The 18216-nt window shown below is 56.0% G+C and carries 17 protein-coding genes and 1 tRNA gene; 5 read left to right on the top strand and 13 right to left on the bottom strand.

Features of this window, described 5'->3' with window-relative positions; translation table 11 throughout:
* From ACDO57_RS17925 to actS, 3 genes are all read right to left on the bottom strand, one after another.
* Positions 1-327 (bottom strand): POTRA domain-containing protein (locus ACDO57_RS17925; RefSeq protein ID WP_370884350.1); only part of this gene is annotated, 327 nt, incomplete at its 3' end.
* Positions 328-836: 509 nt separating this feature from the next.
* Positions 837-910: transfer RNA gene (locus ACDO57_RS17920), tRNA-Gly, on the bottom strand.
* Between the two features lie 80 nt (positions 911-990).
* Entirely contained in the window at positions 991-1734 is a 744-nt protein-coding gene (actS, locus tag ACDO57_RS17915) for an amidase activator ActS (protein ID WP_148769694.1), read from the bottom strand.
* A gap of 163 nt (positions 1735-1897) precedes the next feature.
* On the opposite strand from actS, the gene idi reads away from it, so the two are divergent.
* Positions 1898-2440 (top strand): isopentenyl-diphosphate Delta-isomerase, encoded by a 543-nt coding sequence (gene idi, locus ACDO57_RS17910; protein WP_148769693.1) that lies wholly within the window; start codon positions 1898-1900, stop codon positions 2438-2440.
* Positions 2441-2478: 38 nt separating this feature from the next.
* Here idi and lysS read toward each other — a convergent pair whose 3' ends face one another.
* The 5 genes from lysS to xerD all read right to left on the bottom strand — a co-directional run bounded on the left by lysS (position 2479) and on the right by xerD (position 8572).
* Positions 2479-3996, bottom strand: a complete 1518-nt coding sequence (gene lysS / locus ACDO57_RS17905) for a lysine--tRNA ligase (protein WP_370884349.1) — start codon at positions 3994-3996, stop codon at positions 2479-2481.
* A 9-nt stretch (positions 3997-4005) separates the two neighbouring features.
* A protein-coding gene (gene prfB / locus ACDO57_RS17900; RefSeq protein ID WP_096059326.1) for a peptide chain release factor 2 occupies positions 4006-5104 on the bottom strand; the annotation gives its coding sequence in 2 pieces (ribosomal slippage) (positions 4006-5028 and positions 5030-5104; 1098 coding nt in all).
* Positions 5105-5194: 90 nt separating this feature from the next.
* On the bottom strand, positions 5195-6928 hold the full coding sequence (gene recJ / locus ACDO57_RS17895) for a single-stranded-DNA-specific exonuclease RecJ (RefSeq protein ID WP_370884348.1): 1734 nt from the start codon (positions 6926-6928) through the stop codon (positions 5195-5197).
* Between the two features lie 5 nt (positions 6929-6933).
* Complete coding sequence (gene dsbC, locus ACDO57_RS17890; protein ID WP_024906584.1) at positions 6934-7647, bottom strand: bifunctional protein-disulfide isomerase/oxidoreductase DsbC; 714 nt, start codon at positions 7645-7647, stop codon at positions 6934-6936.
* A gap of 28 nt (positions 7648-7675) precedes the next feature.
* Complete coding sequence (gene xerD, locus ACDO57_RS17885; protein WP_148769692.1) at positions 7676-8572, bottom strand: site-specific tyrosine recombinase XerD; 897 nt, start codon at positions 8570-8572, stop codon at positions 7676-7678.
* Positions 8573-8673: 101 nt separating this feature from the next.
* Here xerD and fldB point away from each other — a divergent pair, with 101 nt between their 5' ends.
* Complete coding sequence (gene fldB / locus ACDO57_RS17880; RefSeq protein WP_370884347.1) at positions 8674-9195, top strand: flavodoxin FldB; 522 nt, start codon at positions 8674-8676, stop codon at positions 9193-9195.
* A gap of 6 nt (positions 9196-9201) precedes the next feature.
* Here fldB and ACDO57_RS17875 read toward each other — a convergent pair whose 3' ends face one another.
* Both ACDO57_RS17875 and sdhE read right to left on the bottom strand, forming a co-directional pair.
* Complete coding sequence (locus ACDO57_RS17875; protein ID WP_370884346.1) at positions 9202-9612, bottom strand: protein YgfX; 411 nt, start codon at positions 9610-9612, stop codon at positions 9202-9204.
* Positions 9593-9859 carry an FAD assembly factor SdhE gene (gene sdhE, locus ACDO57_RS17870; protein WP_006178375.1) on the bottom strand — a complete coding sequence of 89 codons (267 nt, stop codon included), beginning with the start codon at positions 9857-9859 and terminating at the stop codon, positions 9593-9595. Before sdhE ends, ACDO57_RS17875 begins: the two co-directional genes overlap by 20 nt.
* Positions 9860-10153: 294 nt before the next feature.
* Here sdhE and ygfZ point away from each other — a divergent pair, with 294 nt between their 5' ends.
* A complete protein-coding gene (gene ygfZ / locus ACDO57_RS17865) occupies positions 10154-11134 on the top strand; it encodes a tRNA-modifying protein YgfZ (RefSeq protein ID WP_157189698.1) in 981 nt (326 codons plus the stop codon).
* Positions 11135-11233: 99 nt separating this feature from the next.
* Here the strand turns inward: ygfZ and ACDO57_RS17860 are convergent, their stop codons facing one another.
* Positions 11234-11893 (bottom strand): hemolysin III family protein, encoded by a 660-nt coding sequence (locus ACDO57_RS17860; RefSeq protein WP_148243533.1) that lies wholly within the window; start codon positions 11891-11893, stop codon positions 11234-11236.
* A gap of 265 nt (positions 11894-12158) precedes the next feature.
* Here ACDO57_RS17860 and ACDO57_RS17855 point away from each other — a divergent pair, with 265 nt between their 5' ends.
* Together ACDO57_RS17855 and bglA are read left to right on the top strand one after the other, a co-directional pair.
* Positions 12159-12890: a MurR/RpiR family transcriptional regulator gene (locus ACDO57_RS17855; RefSeq protein WP_370884354.1), complete on the top strand. Its 732-nt coding sequence runs from the start codon at positions 12159-12161 to the stop codon at positions 12888-12890.
* A gap of 116 nt (positions 12891-13006) precedes the next feature.
* Positions 13007-14440, top strand: a complete 1434-nt coding sequence (bglA, locus tag ACDO57_RS17850) for a 6-phospho-beta-glucosidase BglA (RefSeq protein WP_148769691.1) — start codon at positions 13007-13009, stop codon at positions 14438-14440.
* Between the two features lie 77 nt (positions 14441-14517).
* Here bglA and ACDO57_RS17845 read toward each other — a convergent pair whose 3' ends face one another.
* Positions 14518-15261 carry an SDR family oxidoreductase gene (locus ACDO57_RS17845; RefSeq protein WP_370884345.1) on the bottom strand — a complete coding sequence of 248 codons (744 nt, stop codon included), beginning with the start codon at positions 15259-15261 and terminating at the stop codon, positions 14518-14520.
* Between the two features lie 70 nt (positions 15262-15331).
* On the bottom strand, positions 15332-18205 hold the full coding sequence (gene gcvP, locus ACDO57_RS17840) for an aminomethyl-transferring glycine dehydrogenase (RefSeq protein WP_370884344.1): 2874 nt from the start codon (positions 18203-18205) through the stop codon (positions 15332-15334).
* Between the last annotated feature and the right edge of the window lie 11 nt (positions 18206-18216).

The following is an 18216-nucleotide window of genomic DNA, read 5'->3' as shown; positions in this document are numbered from 1 at the left end:
CAGCTGGCCGCCGGAGAGATCCTGCTCGGTAAGAAAAGCGCGGCTGGTGATATATCCCCGGCTGATATACCAGTCAGAAATATGGGCGAGAAGTTCCGTTATTTTCGCCATATCCAGACAGCGGCCCTGCCACGGCGCGATAAGGGTCTGCCGGGTTTTCTGGGAGATTAAGGTCGCACCGGAAAGGGTAATGGTATGAATGGTGAAACAGGGTCCGGAGCCGGTAACAGGCAGCGGTCTGGCGGGCGCAGGGCGAGGAATACTGCGCTCCAGCTCCTCACGCTGTTGCTGGTTCTTTAATAACAGTTCCTCCTGCTGCTGACGCACTGTGTCCCGGTCAGCAGGAGTAAGGGGGGCTGCATGGCTCAGAGAACAAAAAAATAACGAGCAAAAAAAGACGGCTTTGCTGTAATAGCGCATATTAAAGGATAATATTTTTTGTTTTCCTCAGTATGCCAGCTCTGGCGCAATAGGGAATAGTCTCAAAAAGAGGGCTACTATAATTGGTAGTAATATTTGCGTTAAGTTTAAAAAAACCGTTATGACGAAGAGCGTCATAACGGAATTTTTTATTATTGCCTGATTGTTTCTTCTTTCACAAAATATTAACCACCCCTCCCAATAGTTAGATATAAACATCAGCTAGCAGCGCAGATTAAATTACCCGTTGCATTCATCGTGCTGCAAATTCTGATGACACCTGATAACTCAGTGCTGAATATGGAGGCATGCGTGATAACTTCGTTGAAGCGATCAAACTACAGCATGACGATACCTGGATGGAAAAGCATAGACTGGGTAAAAAATAGACAGAGGAGGATAACATCAAGAAAATCTGGAGCGGGCGAAGGGAATCGAACCCTCGTATAGAGCTTGGGAAGCTCTCGTTCTACCATTGAACTACGCCCGCTTTGAGGTGCGTAAGGCATTATAGACCTTACGCACCTTCATACAAGCCTCTTCACAACTAACCGGCGATTAAATAATCACTTAGCACTTCGGTTTGCTGCCAGGCGCAGGAAGATAACGCTGCGGATCGATGGCCGTCGCCTTATAGCGGATCTGGAAATGCAGCTTCACCGCATCCGTACCGGTGCTGCCCATGGTGGCAATCTTCTGCCCTGCTTTGACGTTCTGCCCGTTGTTGACCAGCATCGTGTCGTTGTGCGCATAGGCCGTGATGTAGTCTTCGCCATGCTTAATCATGATCAGGTTACCGTAGCCGCGCAGCTGGTTACCCACGTAAACCACCTTCCCGGCCCCGGAGGCATAAACCGGCGTACCGCGCGCAGCGGCGATATCAATCCCCTTGTTACCACCCTCAGAGAGTGAGTAAGGGGCGACCACTTTACCGCTGGCAGGCCAAATCCAGCAGCGCTGTCCAACCGGCGGCCATGACGATTGCGGCACCTGATAGGACGGCGTCACTTTGGCGGTTTTGCCTTTCGAAGAGGATTTTTTACCCGAGGACGTTCCGCCGCTCACCTTCAGTTGCTGCCCCACCTCGATGGTGTAGGGCGGAGAAAGATTATTCATCCGCGCCAGATCCTTCACGCTGGTCCCCGTTGCGCGCGAAATCCGGTACAGGGTGTCCCCGCGTTTGACGGTGTAGACCGAACCGGAATAGCTTCCCGTATCCGAAGATTTGCTCCCTGAACAGCCCGCCAGGAATAGCGTCAACGTCAGGCAAAAAACAGCGGTAATGGGATTTTTCGTCAGGCTTCCTGCAAACAAAACAGATCCTCGGTCAGCGTGAATGGCGCCCTATGATAACAGCCAAAACGAACAGGGGTCATGCCCTTTTCCGCTCTACGAGCCAAACCGTTCGTATAAGAATGCAGTATAATGCTTCGGCTGATGGTGCTGAACCACTCGGCATTTTGGCACTGGAGCATCAATGAGTATTCAAGAACACGTTATTTTGGTAAACGACCAGGGAATGGTGATTGGCACTCAGGAAAAATATGCCGCGCACACGTTACATACCCCGCTGCATCTGGCGTTCTCTTCCTGGCTTTTTAACGCAAAAGGCGAATGTCTGATCACCCGGCGCGCCTTAAGCAAAAAAGCCTGGCCCGGCGTCTGGACCAACTCCGTCTGCGGCCACCCGCAGTCCGGCGAAGAGATGATACAGGCGATAATCCGCCGCTGCCGCTTTGAAGTGGGCGCGGAACTGGCCGATATCACCGCCGTCGCCCCTGAATTTCGCTATCGGGAAACCGACCCGTCCGGGATCGTGGAAAACGAAATTTGCCCGGTATTCGCCGCCCGCATCACCAATGACGTGACGATAAACGAAGATGAAGTGATGGACTATCAGTGGGTTGAGCTGGACGCGCTATTCCTCGCGCTGGACGCGACGCCCTGGGCATTTAGCCCGTGGATGGTCATGGAAGCGACGACCGCCCGCGAAAAACTCAAAGCCTTCGCGGCGCAATAAAAAAGCCCCTTTCGGGGCTTTTTTTACATCTTAACGCCTTATTTCACCGGGCGCATCGCCGGGAACAGGATCACGTCACGGATGGTGTGGCTGTTAGTGAACAGCATTACCATACGGTCGATACCAATCCCCAGACCCGCCGTTGGTGGCAGACCGTGCTCCAGCGCGGTCACGTAGTCTTCGTCGAAGAACATCGCTTCGTCGTCGCCTGCCGCTTTCGCGTCAACCTGATCCTGGAAGCGCTGGGCTTGGTCTTCCGCATCGTTCAGCTCGCTAAAGCCGTTGCCGATTTCACGGCCGCCGATGAAGAATTCGAAACGATCGGTGATCTCCGGGTTCTCGTCATTACGACGCGCCAGCGGAGAGACTTCAGCCGGGTATTCGGTGATAAAGGTCGGCTGAATCAGGTGCGCTTCGGCGACTTCTTCGAAGATCTCGGTCACGATACGGCCCAGACCCCAGCTCTTCTCAACCTTGATACCGATGCTGTCGGCGATCGCTTTCGCAGAATCGAAATTATCCAGATCCGCCATGTTGGTCTCAGGACGGTATTTCTTGATCGCTTCGCGCATGGTCAGTTTTTCGAAAGGCTTACCGAAGTCGAAGACTTCTTCACCGTAAGGCACTTCGGTGGTGCCCAGAATGTCCTGCGCCAGGGTGCGGAACAGGGATTCGGTCAGCTCGATCAGATCTTTGTAATCCGCATACGCCATGTAGAGTTCCATCATGGTGAACTCTGGGTTATGACGAACGGAGATACCTTCGTTACGGAAGTTACGGTTGATCTCGAACACGCGATCAAAACCACCGACCACCAGACGCTTCAGGTACAGTTCCGGCGCGATACGCAGGTACATGTCCAGGTCCAGGGCGTTGTGATGGGTGATGAACGGACGCGCAGATGCGCCACCAGGGATCACCTGCATCATCGGGGTTTCCACTTCCATAAAGTCGCGGTTCACCATGAACTGGCGGATACCGGCCATGATCTGGGAGCGAATTTTGAAGGTCTTGCGGGATTCATCGTTAGAGATGAGATCCAGGTAGCGCTGACGATAGCGCGCTTCCTGATCCTGCAGGCCGTGGAATTTGTCCGGCAGCGGGCGCAAGGCTTTGGTCAGCAGACGCAGCTCGGTGCAGTGGATAGACAGTTCACCGGTTTTGGTTTTGAACAGTTTACCTTTCGCGCCCAGGATATCGCCCAGGTCCCACTTCTTGAACTGCTCGTTGTAGATGCCTTCCGGGAGATCGTCACGGGAAACGTACAGCTGAATACGGCCGCCGACGTCCTGCAGGGTCACGAAGGAGGCTTTACCCATGATACGACGGGTCATCATGCGGCCCGCAACGGCCACTTCAACGTTCAGCGCTTCCAGCTCTTCGTTCTCTTTCGCGTCGAAGTCAGCGTGCAGTTGGTCTGAGGTGTGGTCACGACGAAAATCGTTCGGGAACGGCACGCCCTGCTCGCGCAGCGCTGCCAGCTTCTCGCGGCGGGTTTTCAGTTCGTTGTTAAGATCGACTACCGCGTCAGCGCCCTGTGCTTGTTGTTCAGACATGTTGGTTCCTCATAACCCTGCTTTCAAACTTGCTTCGATAAATTGGTCCAGGCTGCCGTCCAGCACCGCCTGCGTATTGCGGGTTTCAACCCCGGTACGCAGGTCTTTGATGCGGGAGTCATCAAGGACGTAAGAACGGATCTGGCTGCCCCAGCCGATGTCGGACTTGTTGTCTTCCATCGCCTGTTTCTCAGCATTTTTCTTCTGCATCTCCAGCTCATAAAGCTTCGCTTTCATCTGCTTCATGGCCTGGTCTTTGTTCTTATGCTGGGAACGGTCGTTCTGGCATTGCGTGACCAGCCCGGTTGGAATGTGGGTAATACGCACCGCCGATTCCGTACGGTTAACGTGCTGGCCGCCCGCGCCGGATGCGCGATAAACGTCGATACGCAGGTCCGCCGGGTTAATTTCGATATCGATATCTTCGTCAACTTCCGGATAAACGAATGCGGAGCTGAAGGAGGTATGACGACGGCCGCCGGAGTCGAACGGGCTCTTACGCACCAGGCGGTGAACGCCGGTTTCAGTACGCAGCCAGCCGTAGGCGTAGTCACCGATGATCTTGATGGTGACGGATTTAATACCGGCCACTTCACCTTCAGACTCTTCGATAATTTCAGTTTTGAAGCCGCGCGCTTCTGCCCAACGCAGGTACATGCGCGTCAGCATGCTGGCCCAGTCCTGCGCTTCAGTACCGCCAGAACCTGCCTGAATATCAAGATAGCAGTCAGCGCTGTCGTATTCGCCGGAGAACATGCGACGGAATTCAAGCTGCGCCAGCTTCTCTTCCAGCACGTCGAGTTCTGCCACGGCTTCGTTAAAGGTTTCTTCGTCGTCGGCTTCGACGGCCAGCTCCAGCAAACCGGAAACATCTTCCAGCCCCTGGGCCATTTGATCCAGCGTATCTACGATAGCTTCGAGGGAGGAACGCTCTTTACCCAGCGCCTGTGCGCGTTCAGGTTCGTTCCAGACGTCCGGCTGTTCCAGCTCGGCGTTTACTTCTTCAAGACGCTCTTTCTTGGCATCGTAGTCAAAGATACCCCCTAAGAACGTCAGAGCGCTCCGTGAGGTCCTGAATACGGTTTTTTACCGGATTAATTTCAAACATGGTCTGTTTTCTTTTATGGACTTGTCAAAATGCGGTGATAAGAGCGGGATTGTACCGAATCTACGCCCTTTTTTATAGAGATTACTGCCGCTAAATTGGCCAGATATTGTCGATGATGATCTGAAGGGTGCGGTTACCGCGAAACTCGTTGATGTCCAGTTTGTAAGCCAGCTCGACCTCGCGCACGCCGTTGTCCGGCCATACCGCCGTATCAACGTTAAAGGCAATGCCGTCCAGCAGCGGGCCGCCGCCGACCGGCTCAACCATCACCTTCAGATGACGTTCGCCGACGATGCGTTGCTGAAGCAGACGGAAACGCCCGTCGAACAACGGTTCCGGGAACATCTGCCCCCACGGGCCGGCATCGCGCAGCATTTGCGCCACGTCCATCGTCATCTCAAGCGGTGAGAGCTCGCCATCGGACACCACTTCTCCCTGAAGCAGGGCCGGGTCAATCCAGTCGGTGACAAGCTCGCCGAACAGGCGCTGAAACTCGTCGAATTTCGCCTCTTCCAGCGACAGGCCAGCCGCCATCGCATGGCCGCCGAACTTGATCATCAGGCCCGGATACAGCGTATCGAGACGCTCCAGCGCATCGCGCATGTGCAGACCCTGGATTGAGCGGCCAGAGCCTTTGAGCGTGCCGTCGCCCGCGGGGGCGAACGCGATCACCGGGCGGTGGAAGCGCTCTTTGATGCGCGACGCCAGAATGCCGACGACGCCCTGATGCCACTCTGGATGGTACATCGCCAGACCGCCCGGAAGCGTATCTCCGCTGCGCTCAAGTTTTTCGCACAGGGTCAGCGCCTCGGCCTGCATCCCCTGCTCAATCTCTTTACGGGTCTGGTTCAGCGCGTCCAGCTCGTTGGCCAGCACGCGCGCTTCACCGATGTTGTCGCACAGCAGCAACGCCACGCCGACGGACATATCGTCCAGCCTTCCGGCGGCGTTAAGACGCGGCCCGAGGGCAAAGCCCAAATCGCTTGCCGCCAGCTTGAGTGGATCGCGGTTGGCAATCTCCAGCAGCGCCTTAATCCCCGGACGGCACTTGCCTGCCCGGATGCGGCTTAAGCCCTGCCAGGTCAAAATGCGGTTATTGGTATCAAGCGGCACCACGTCCGCGACGGTACCCAGCGCCACCAGATCGAGATATTCGGCCAGGTTCGGTACGGCAATACCGCGGGAGTCGAACCAGCCCTTATCGCGTAACAGGGTACGTAACGCCAGCATCAGATAAAACGCCACGCCCACGCCTGCGAGGGATTTCGACGGGAAATCGCAGTCGCGCAGGTTGGGATTAATAATCGCTTCCGCATCCGGCAGCGTTTCGCCCGGCAGATGGTGATCGGTGACCAGCACCGGGATCCCCAAAGCGTGAGCATGATCGACGCCCGCATGGGAAGAGATCCCGTTATCGACGGTCATGATCATCTGTGCACCGCGGGCGTGGGCCTGATCGACCACTTCCGGGCTGAGGCCATAGCCGTCTTCAAAACGGTTCGGCACCAGATACGTGACGTTATCGCAGCCCAGCGCGCGCAGGCTGAGCACGCTCAGCGCGGTGCTGGTTGCGCCGTCGGCGTCGAAATCCCCTACCACCACAATCCGCGTTCCCTCACGAAGCGCGTTGTAGAGCATTTCAGTGGCTTTTTCGATACCGCTCAGCTGCTGCCAGGGCAGCATCCCTTTCACGCTGCGTTCAAGATCCTCAGCGCTACGCACGCCGCGGCTGGCGTAGAGACGTTTAAGCAGCGCCGGGAGATCGTCTGGCAAATCAACCGGTTCAACCGCCTCGCGGCGGCGCAATTTTATTGGGGCTTTCACGCGGATTATTTACCACCAAACTGTTTCTGGTGCGCGTCGAGGAACTCTTTCATCTCTTTCGGTCCCTGATAGCCTGGAACGACATAGCCGTTGCTCAGGACAATCGCTGGCGTACCGTTAACGCCAAACTGCACGCCAAGCGCGTAGTGGTTAGCAATATCAATGTCGCAGGAGGCCGGCTTAACGCCTTTGCCGTTCATCGCGTCGTCAAACGCTTTGTTGCGGTCTTTCGCACACCAGATGGCCTTCATGTCCTGCTCTGGCTGGCTCTGCACGCCCGCGCGCGGGAAGGCCAGGTAACGTACGGTAATACCCAGCGCGTTGTAATCTTTCATCTCTTCATGCAGCTTGTGGCAGTAGCCGCAGGTGATGTCGGTGAAGACGGTAATGACGTGTTTTTCCTGCGCCGCCTTATAGACGATCATCTCTTTTTCGAGCGCGTTCAGGTTTTTCATCAGCAGCTGGTTGGTCACGTTTACCGGCTGCGCGCCGCTCACGTCGTACATTGGTCCCTGAATAATGTGTTTGCCATCTTCGGTGACGTACAGCACGCCGCTGCTCGTCAGCACCGTTTTCATGCCGGCAACCGGTGCAGGCTGAATATCGCTGCCGGTGACGCCAAGCTTGGCCAGCGACTGTTTGATGGCGGCGTCGTCCGCATGGGCGAAACCGGTAAATGAGGCTGCCAGCAGGGTGAACAGCGCGAAAGACTTTTTCATAAGTGTTCCTGTTACAATTCGTCGGCACTCACGCACGAGGGTGGTGCTGTTGGTGTAGCTGCCGCAGGCGTTCCGTCGCGACATGGGTGTAAATTTGCGTTGTGGAAAGATCGCTGTGCCCCAGCAGCATCTGCACCACGCGTAAATCAGCGCCGTGGTTTAACAGATGCGTCGCGAAGGCGTGACGCAATACGTGCGGCGAAAGCTTTTCACTGTCGATACCCGCCAGTGTGGCGTAATGCTTGATGCGATGCCAGAACGTTTGCCGCGTCATCTGCTGCGCGCGCTGGCTTGGAAACAGGACGTCGATAGACGCGCCGTTGAGCAGCCACGGACGACCATGCTCCAGGTACGTTTCCAGCCAGTAAACCGCCTCTTCACCCAGCGGAACCAGCCTTTCCTTGTTTCCTTTACCGATGACGCGCACCACGCCCTGACGCAGGCTGATGTCGCTCATCGTCAGACCAACCAGTTCCGAAACGCGCAGGCCGGTAGCATACAATAGCTCAAGCATGGCTTTATCGCGTAACTCCAGCGGCAGGTCAACTGCCGGTGACTGTAATAATCTCTCAACTTGTGCTTCGCTGAGATCTTTCGGCAGCCGCTGCGGAAGTTTAGGGGATGCCAGCAGCGCGCTGGGATCGTCCTCGCGGATCTTCTCACGGTAGAGATGCTGGAACAGCCGACGCATGGCGCTGAGTAAACGTGCGGAACTGGTGGCTTTATAGCCCCCTGCGATACGTTCCCCAAGCAGCGCCTGCAGGTCGTCACGCTGTGCGCTCGCAAGGGATAAACCCCGGTGCGCAAGCCACTCCACCAGCATGGTGAGATCGCGACGGTAGGCGCTAAGGGTATTCTCGGCCAGGTTTTTCTCCAGCCACAGCGCGTCGAGAAACTGTTCGATCAGTGCGAGATCCTTTTCCACATCAGCCCCTTTGATTCTGCAGTCAGGCCATTATGCCTGATTGCGACCGGTTTCTGGTACACTACGCGCAAAGTCAAAGCAAGAATTGAGATAGTTACGCGATGAATATTGGTCTGTTCTATGGTTCCAGCACCTGCTACACCGAAATGGCGGCAGAGAAAATTCGCGACATCATTGGTCCGGAACTGGTGACGTTGCATAACCTGAAAGATGACGCGGTCGCTCTGATGGAACAGTACGATGTGCTGATCCTCGGCATCCCAACCTGGGATTTTGGTGAGATACAGGAAGACTGGGAAGCCATCTGGGATCAACTCGATTCAGTCAATCTCGACGGCAAGATCATTGCCATGTACGGCATGGGGGATCAGCTGGGGTACGGGGAGTGGTTCCTGGACGCGCTCGGCATGCTGCACGACAAGCTGGCGCCGAAAGAGGTGTCGTTCATCGGCTACTGGCCAACCGAAGGTTACGAGTTCACCAGTAAAAAACCGATTATTGCCGACGGCGAGCTGTTTGTTGGGCTCGCGCTGGATGAAACCAACCAGTACGATCTCAGCGATGAGCGCCTGCAAAGCTGGTGCGAGCAGATCCTGGGCGAAATGGCAGAGAAGTTTAGCTAACGCGCGTTACCCCTGCGTCGTCTGTTGTAGCAACATCCGGCGCAGGTCTCGCCACTCGGCAACATCCATACTGTCAGCCGCCAGCCACAGATGCTGGCAACGCCCGCCGTCCACCTTGCGTAACCGTAACATCATGCCGCAGTTGAGCATCCAGGGCATACCGAGGATATCCCACTCTTTACCCTGCCAGCGCAGGCGGGAATCCATCAGTAATTTAATCTCTCCCTGGCGGGCATTAATTCGACGCTGGCTGCGCACGCTGTCAAAAACGACAAACGATAGTAACAGCAGCCACAGCGGCGTATAGCTCAGCGGCCACGGCATCAGTAACACAATGGCCGCAACCAGGCCGTGGAGCAATAAAGACATCCACTGCGAGCGCCACGAGACGCGAAGATCAGATTGCCACAGGACCACGTTCCCGATTCCGTGTTTGAATTAATTGCACCATCCGTTGCAACTCGGTGTCGGCGGGTTTGCCGTGGTTCATCAGCCAGTTGAATAAATCCGGATCGTCAGACTCAAGCAGTCGAACAAACAGACGCTTATCATCGTCGCTTAAGGTGTCATACTCATATTCGAAGAAAGGCATGATGGAAATATCAAGTTCACGCATGCCGCGGCGGCACGCCCAGTGAATACGGGCCTTGTTGTTAATATCCATGTTCAGTTTCCTGCATTACGTTTGGCACAGTCGGTACCCCCTTCAGTGTTCTTTATTTCTCTACGGGGACACCAGCTAGTGTAACGTGTTTTTGACCGTTTCATTACTGGAATATTGCGATCGCCGAGCAGGCTTCCAGAATAATCCCCACAAAGACAGCGGATTACATTATTTTGCGTAGCGCTACGCATAACCGGTTTAAGGCACAAATGGTCTGCTGAAAGCGCTTGCATTGCCTGCAGGCTCTTTTACCATTAGGCATTATCAAAGCGTTAAGCAATTCAGGATATCGTTATGGCCTTTACACCATTTTCTCCTCGCCAGCCCGCCGCCTCTGCGCGTCTGCCGCTGACGCTTATTTCTCTTGATGACTGGGCGCTGGCAACGCTCACCGGTGCCGACGCCGAAAAATACCTGCAGGGCCAGGTGACCGCCGACGTCAGCCAGATGACCGAACACCAGCACCTGCTGGCCGCGCATTGCGACCCAAAAGGCAAAATGTGGAGCAATCTGCGTATCTTCCGCCGCCAGGACGGGTTTGCCTTTATTGAGCGCCGCAGTCTGCAAGAGGCCCAGCTCAAGGAGCTGAAAAAGTACGCGGTCTTTTCCAAAGTTACTATCACCCCGGACGACGAACATGTCCTGCTGGGTGTGGCCGGTTTCCAGGCGCGTGCGGCGCTGAAAAATCTGTTCAGCGAACTGCCGGATGCGGAAAAGCAGGTGGTCAGCGAAGGCGCAACCTCCATCCTGTGGTTTGAACACCCGGCGGAGCGTTTCCTGTTAGTTACGGATGCGGCAACTGCCGAACGCGTCACCGAAGCGCTGCGCGGCGAAGCGCAGCTCAACAACAGTCAGCAGTGGCTGGCGCTGAACATCGAAGCGGGTCTGCCGATCATTGACGCCGCAAACAGCGCGCAGTTTATTCCTCAGGCAACCAACCTGCAGGCGCTGGGAGGAATCAGCTTTAAAAAAGGCTGCTACACCGGCCAGGAGATGGTCGCGCGTGCGAAATTCCGCGGGGCAAACAAACGAGCGCTGTGGACGCTGGCGGGCCATGCCAGCCGTGTACCTGAAGCGGGTGAAGACTTAGAGCTGAAGATGGGTGATAACTGGCGCCGCACCGGCACCGTGTTAGCCGCTGTACAGCTGGATGATGGACGTCTTTTGGTTCAAGCCGTCATGAACAACGACATGGAGGCTGACAGCGTGTTTCGCGTGCGTGACGATGCGAACACACTGAGCATCGAGCCGCTGCCGTATTCTCTGGAAGAGTGATGCTGTATCGCCCGGTGGCGCTGCGCTTACCGGGCCTACGGTTTTGGTGTCCTCCCTCTCCCTGTGGGAGAGGGCCGGGGTGAGGCACGGTGGAAAAAACTACGCCTGCCCCACATACAGATAAATAGCCAAAAAGTGGCACACGCTGCCGCCCAGCACAAAGCCGTGCCAGATGGCATGGTTGTACGGGATGCGCTTGCAGACGTAGAAAATCACGCCGAGCGAGTACACCACACCGCCTAAGGCCAGAAGCGTCACGCCCCCTACCGACAGTTTGACTGCCAGTTGATACACCACAATCAGCGACAGCCAGCCCATCGTCAGATAGGTGACCAGTGACAGCACCTTAAACCGGTGCGCTATGGTCAGCTTAAACAGGATCCCCAGCAGTGCCAGGCTCCAGATAACAATCATCAGGCCACGCGACAGCGGCGAGTTAAGCCCCACCAGCAAAAACGGCGTGTAGGTGCCTGCAATAAGAAGATAGATAGCGCAGTGGTCAAATTTCTTGAGCCACGTCTTGGCCCGCTGATGCGGGATCGCGTGATACAACGTCGACGCCAGGAACAGCAGGATCATGCTCCCGCCATACAGGCTGTAGCTGGTAATGGCCATCGCGCTGGCATTGGCGTCCACCGCCTGCACCAGCAATAACACTAAACCGACAATCCCAAACACCAGGCCAATGCCGTGGCTGATGCTGTTGGCTACTTCCTCAGCCAGCGAATATCCCTGTGCGATTAATGGTCTGCTCACCATACAAAACTCCGGGAAAACAAAAGATGATTATTCATCGCATAACTATGCTAACTGAGAATGATTCCAGTGAACACCTGTTAGCTAAAATAATTTCATTTCAAAATTTATACCTAAAAATCATAGATATAAAGAAATCTTTCACCTAACAATTGTTCACACAAAAATTTAATCATTATGAATCAAGAGCATAAAAATGGATCCTGCCGTCCGGGTGCATGTTATGATGTGACGATGAGGTCAGAATAAGAGTTATGCCATTGTGAGTATGTTCACCCACTCCGCCATTGCCAGTCTCAATAACCTGGAGATGATGGTCTACAACTATGTCATAAAAAATCGTGACAAAGTCATGTACATGACCATCCGCGAGCTGGCGGATGCGGCAGGCGTCTCAACCACCACTATCCTGCGCTTTTGCCGCAAGCTTAACTGCGAAGGCTATTCTGAATTCCGCGTACGCTTTAAGCTTTATATTGAACAGAACGAGCCTCAGCAGGCGAACTTCGGTGCCAGCGAAATTATCAGCTTTTTTAAAAGCGTGAATAATGAAGAGTTCGACGCGTTATTAGATAATGCGGTCGATATTATTTTATCGTCAGAACGCATTATATTTGTCGGCGCAGGCACGTCAGGCTCGCTGGCAAAATATGGCGCACGTTTCTTTTCTAATATCGGAAAATTCAGTAACCATATTGATGACCCTTATTTCCCGGTCACCAATGATATGGCGAAAAATGCGCTGGCGATCGTGCTCTCCGTCTCGGGCGAGACCGAGGAGATCCTGCGCTTCGCCAGCCAGTTCAGCCTGCATCACTGCAAAGTGCTCTCCATTACCAGCCATGAGCACTCGCGCCTCGCAAAGCTGGCGGACTTTAATCTCTCCTGGCATGTCCCTCAGACGCGTATTGCAGGCGTCTACGACATCACCACGCAAATTCCCGTCATTTATATTCTGGAGTCTCTGGGACGTAAACTGGCGAAGAAACTCACAGAATAAAACACCCTGTTTTTTTGATGTGACAAATCACATTATGCACACCTTGTTATATCGTGACATTTAATTTCGCTTTGCTAGACTCGATGCCAATAAGCCAATTACTGAGAATAGCAGCGATGAAAAAATTGACCTTACCAAAAGATTTTTTATGGGGCGGCGCGGTTGCGGCTCACCAGGTAGAAGGCGGCTGGAACAAAGGCGGTAAAGGGCCAAGCATTTGCGATGTATTGACCGGCGGCGCACACGGCGTGCCGCGCGAAATCACGCAAGAGGTGGTGCCGGGTAAATACTACCCCAATCATGAAGCTATCGATTTCCACGGCCATTATAAAGAAGACATCAAGCTGTTTGCCGAGATGGGCTTCAAGTGTTTCCGCACCTCTATTGCCTGGACGCGTATCTTCCCGAACGGTGACGAAACGCAGCCAAACGAAGAGGGTCTGAAATTTTACGACGACATGTTCGATGAGCTGCTGAAGTACAACATTGAACCGGTAATCACCCTCTCCCACTTCGAAATGCCGCTGCACCTGGTGAAGGAGTACGGTAGCTGGACCAACCGTAAAGTGGTCGATTTCTTTGTGCGCTTCGCGGAAGTGGTCTTCGAGCGCTACAAAAACAAGGTCAAATACTGGATGACCTTCAACGAAATCAACAACCAGCGAAACTGGCGCGCGCCGCTGTTCGGTTACTGCTGCTCGGGCGTGGTCTATACCGAACATGACAATCCGGAAGAGACCATGTACCAGGTCCTGCACCATCAGTTTGTGGCCAGCGCCCTGGCGGTGAAAGCCGCGCGCCGTATTAACCCGGAGATGAAAGTCGGCTGCATGCTGGCGATGGTGGCGCTCTATCCGTTCTCCTGCAAACCGGAAGACGTGATGTTTGCCCAGGAATCGATGCGCGAGCGCTATGTCTTTACCGATGTCCAGCTGCGCGGCTACTACCCGTCCTACGTGCTGAACGAATGGGAGCGCCGTGGCTTCTCCATTAAAATGGAAGCGGATGACGAGCAGATTCTGCGTGAAGGTACCTGCGACTACCTGGGCTTCAGCTACTACATGACCAACGCGGTGAAGGCGGAAGGCGGTACCGGCGATGCCATTTCCGGTTTCGAAGGCAGCGTGCCGAACCCGCACGTGAAGGCGTCCGACTGGGGCTGGCAGATTGACCCGGTGGGCCTGCGTTATGCCCTGTGCGAACTGTACGAACGTTACCAGAAGCCGCTGTTTATCGTGGAAAACGGGTTCGGCGCTTACGATAAAGTCGAAGAAGACGGCAGCATCAACGACGACTATCGTATCGACTACCTGCGTGCCCACGTGGAAGAGATGATCAAAGCCGTGACGCACGATGGCGTGGATCTGATGGGCTATACGCCATGGGGCTGTATCGACTGCGTGTCGTTCACCACCGGCCAGTACAGCAAGCGCTACGGCTTTATCTACGTGAACAAGCACGACGACGGCACGGGCGACATGTCGCGTTCCCGTAAGAAGAGCTTCGAGTGGTATAAAGGCGTGATTGCCAGCAACGGCGAGGCGCTGTGATTTTTTGCCCGGTGGCGCTGCGCTTACCGGGCCTACTACTCGTGTAGGCCGGGTAAGGCGAAGCCGCCACCCGGCTTTTATTTCCCGCCCGCCAGCTCTATAAAACTGCCCGTTACGTACGACGCCTTTTCGCTCAGCAGCCAGACAATCGCCTGGGCGACCTCTTCCGGCTGGCCGCCGCGCTGCATCGGCAGCAACGCTTTCACGCGATCCACCCGCCCCGGCTCTCCGCCTGAGGCATGGATATCGGTATAGATCAGACCCGGACGGACGCAGTTAACGCGAATGCCCTGCGCCGCGACCTCAAGCGATAAACCCGTTGTCAGCGAATCCACCGCCCCCTTCGACGCGGCATAATCCACATATTCACCCGGCGCGCCCAGACGTGACGCCGCGGAAGAGACGTTCACTATCGCCCCACCCTTGCCGCCGTGTTTGAAGGACATGCGCTTTACCGCTTCCCGGCAGCAGAGGAAGTAGCCCGTGACGTTGGTCGCCAGGACGCGGTTAATGCGCTCAGCGGAGAGATTCTCGATAGTGGATTGCTCAAACAGAATTCCCGCATTATTGACCAGCGCGGTCAGCGGCTCACCTTCACGATCGAGGCTATTAAACATCGCCAGCACCTGAGCTTCATCGCTGATGTCTGCACGGACGGCAAAGGCTTTACCGCCTGCATCCACAATCTGCCTGATGACGTCCGTCGCGGCGATAATGTTGTGATGATAGTTCACCGCCACGGTGTAGCCTTCGCGAGCCAGCTGCAGCGCGGTGGCTTTCCCGATGCCGCGGCTGGCGCCGGTGACCAGTGCAATTGCCATTATCTTCTCCCAATAAAAAAGCCGGGTGGCGGCTTCGCCTTACCCGGCCTACGTTACTACAGCAGCAATGTTACTGGTATTCGCTCATCGGCACGCAGGAGCAGAACAGGTTACGGTCGCCGTAGACGTCATCAAGACGCTTCACGGTCGGCCAGTATTTGTTCGCCACGCCTGCCGGGAAGACCGCCAGCTCGCGGGAATAGCCGTGGTTCCACTCTGCCACCATTTCGTGCTGGGTGTGCGGGGCGTTAACCAGCGGGTTATCTTCCAGCGTCCACTCGCCGTCCTGCACGCGGTCGATCTCCATGCGGATGGCCAGCATCGCGTCGATAAAGCGGTCCAGCTCGGCTTTGCTTTCAGATTCCGTTGGCTCCACCATCAGCGTGCCCGCAACCGGGAACGACATGGTTGGCGCGTGGAAGCCGTAGTCGATCAGACGCTTGGCGATATCCAGCTCGCTGATGCCGGTCTGCTCTTTCAGCGGACGAATATCCAGAATGCACTCGTGCGCCACGCGACCGTCGCGGCCGGTATAGAGCACCGGGAAGGCGGACTTCAGGCGAGTCGCAATATAGTTGGCGTTCAGGATCGCCACCTGGCTCGCCTGCTTCAGCCCTTCCGCGCCCATCATGCGGATATACATCCAGCTGATTGGCAGGATAGAGGCGCTACCGAACGGTGCCGCAGAGACCGCGCCCTGACGGGTCAGCATGCCTTCAATCTGCACCACGCTATGGCCCGGCACAAACGGTGCCAGGTGCGCTTTCACGCCGATAGGCCCCATGCCCGGGCCGCCGCCGCCGTGCGGAATGCAGAAGGTTTTGTGCAGGTTCAGGTGCGACACGTCCGCGCCGATAAAGCCCGGCGAGGTAATGCCCACCTGAGCGTTCATGTTTGCACCGTCGAGGTAAACCTGACCGCCGAACTGGTGCACGACTTCGCACACTTCACGGATGGTCTCTTCGTACACACCGTGGGTGGACGGGTAGGTCACCATGATGCAGGAGAGCTTGTCGCCCGCCTGCTCGGCTTTCGCACGCAGGTCGGCCAGATCGATGTTGCCGTTCTTATCGCACGCCACCACCACGACTTCCATGCCCGCCATCTGGGCAGAGGCCGGGTTGGTACCGTGGGCGGAGCTTGGGATCAGGCAGATATCGCGGTGACCTTCATTGCGGCTTTCGTGATAGTGACGGATCGCCAGCAGGCCCGCGTACTCGCCCTGCGCGCCGGAGTTCGGCTGCATGCAGAGCGCGTCGTAACCGGTCAATTTCACCAGCCAGTCGGAAAGCTGGTTGATCATCATGTGATAACCTTCCGCCTGCTCTGGCGGGCAGAACGGGTGCAGCTCGGAGAATTCAGGCCAGGTGATCGGGATCATCTCTGCCGCGGCGTTCAGCTTCATGGTGCAGGAGCCCAGCGGGATCATCGCCTGGTTCAGCGCCAGATCCTTGCGCTCCAGAGAGTGCATGTAACGCATCATCTCGGTTTCGCTGTGATAGCGATTAAAGACCGGGTGCGTCAGGATGGCGTCGTTACGCAGCATGCTGTCCTGAATGGAGCGGCTGTCGAGCGCAACTTCTTTGTCGAGCGCATCAATGTCCAGACCGTGCGCGTCACCCAGCAGCACGTTGAACAGGTTCAGGATATCGTCACGGGTGGTGCTTTCATCCAGCGTAATGCCGACGGCGTTGTGAATGTCGCTGCGCAGGTTAATCTCTGCCGCATTCGCGCGCGCCAGCACGGCCGCTTTGTCCGCCACGTCCACGCACAGGGTGTCGAAGTAGTGGGCGTGGCGCAGCTTAAGGCCTTTCTGCTGCAGACCGCAGGCCAGAATATCGGCCAGGCGGTGAATGCGGCTGGCAATGCGTTTCAGGCCAGCCGGGCCGTGGAACACGGCGTACAGGCTGGCGATGTTTGCCAGCAGCACCTGTGAGGTACAGATGTTGGAGTTCGCTTTCTCGCGGCGGATATGCTGCTCGCGGGTCTGCATCGCCATGCGCAGCGCGGTGTTACCGGCAGCATCTTTGGAGACGCCGATAATACGGCCAGGCATGGAGCGTTTGAATTCATCTTTCGCGCCGAAGAACGCCGCGTGCGGACCGCCGTAGCCCATCGGCACGCCGAAGCGTTGTGCGGAGCCGAATACGATATCTGCGCCCTGTTTACCCGGCGCCGTCAGCAGCACCAGCGCCATAAAATCGGCGGCAACGCTGACAACCACTTTGCGGGATTTCAGCTCGGCAATCAGCGCGCCGTAGTCGTGAACTTCACCGGTAGTGCCCACCTGCTGCAGCAGCACGCCGAAGACGTCCTGATGATCCAGCACTTTGTCAGCGTCGTCGACGATCACGTCAAAGCCGAAGGTCTCTGCGCGAGTACGCACCACGTCCAGCGTCTGCGGATGCACGTCCGCCGCGACGAAGAAGCGGTTGGCATTTTTCAGCTTGCTCACGCGTTTTGCCATCGCCATCGCTTCGGCGGCGGCGGTGGCTTCATCCAGCAGAGAAGCAGAGGCGATATCCATGCCTGTCAGGTCCAGCGTCACCTGCTGGAAGTTCAGCAAAGCTTCCAGACGGCCCTGGGAAACTTCTGGCTGATACGGGGTGTAAGCGGTGTACCAGCCCGGGTTTTCCAGCATGTTGCGCAGGATAACCGGCGGCAGCTGCACGTTGGTGTAGCCCATGCCAATGTAAGACTTATAGCGCTTATTCAGGCCGGCAATAGCCTTCAGCTCCGCCAGCGCGGCGAATTCCGTAGTGGCTTCCCCCACCTGAGGCGGCGTGGCAAGCTGGATGTCTTTTGGCACAATCTGGCCGATCAGTGCGTTTAATGAATCCGCGCCAACCGTCTTCAGCATCTCCTGCTGTTGCTGAGCATCCGGCCCAATGTGACGTTCAATGAAGGCGCCACGGTTTTCAAGCTGGCTTAAAGTCTGTGTCATGAGCGATGGTT

The sequence above is a fragment of the Enterobacter cloacae complex sp. 2015409 genome (genome assembly GCF_041365315.1).
GTDB classification, from domain to species: domain Bacteria; phylum Pseudomonadota; class Gammaproteobacteria; order Enterobacterales; family Enterobacteriaceae; genus Enterobacter; species Enterobacter pseudoroggenkampii.
The sequence above is the reverse complement of the archived record's forward strand: the minus strand, read 5'-3'. Positions and strand labels throughout refer to the sequence as shown.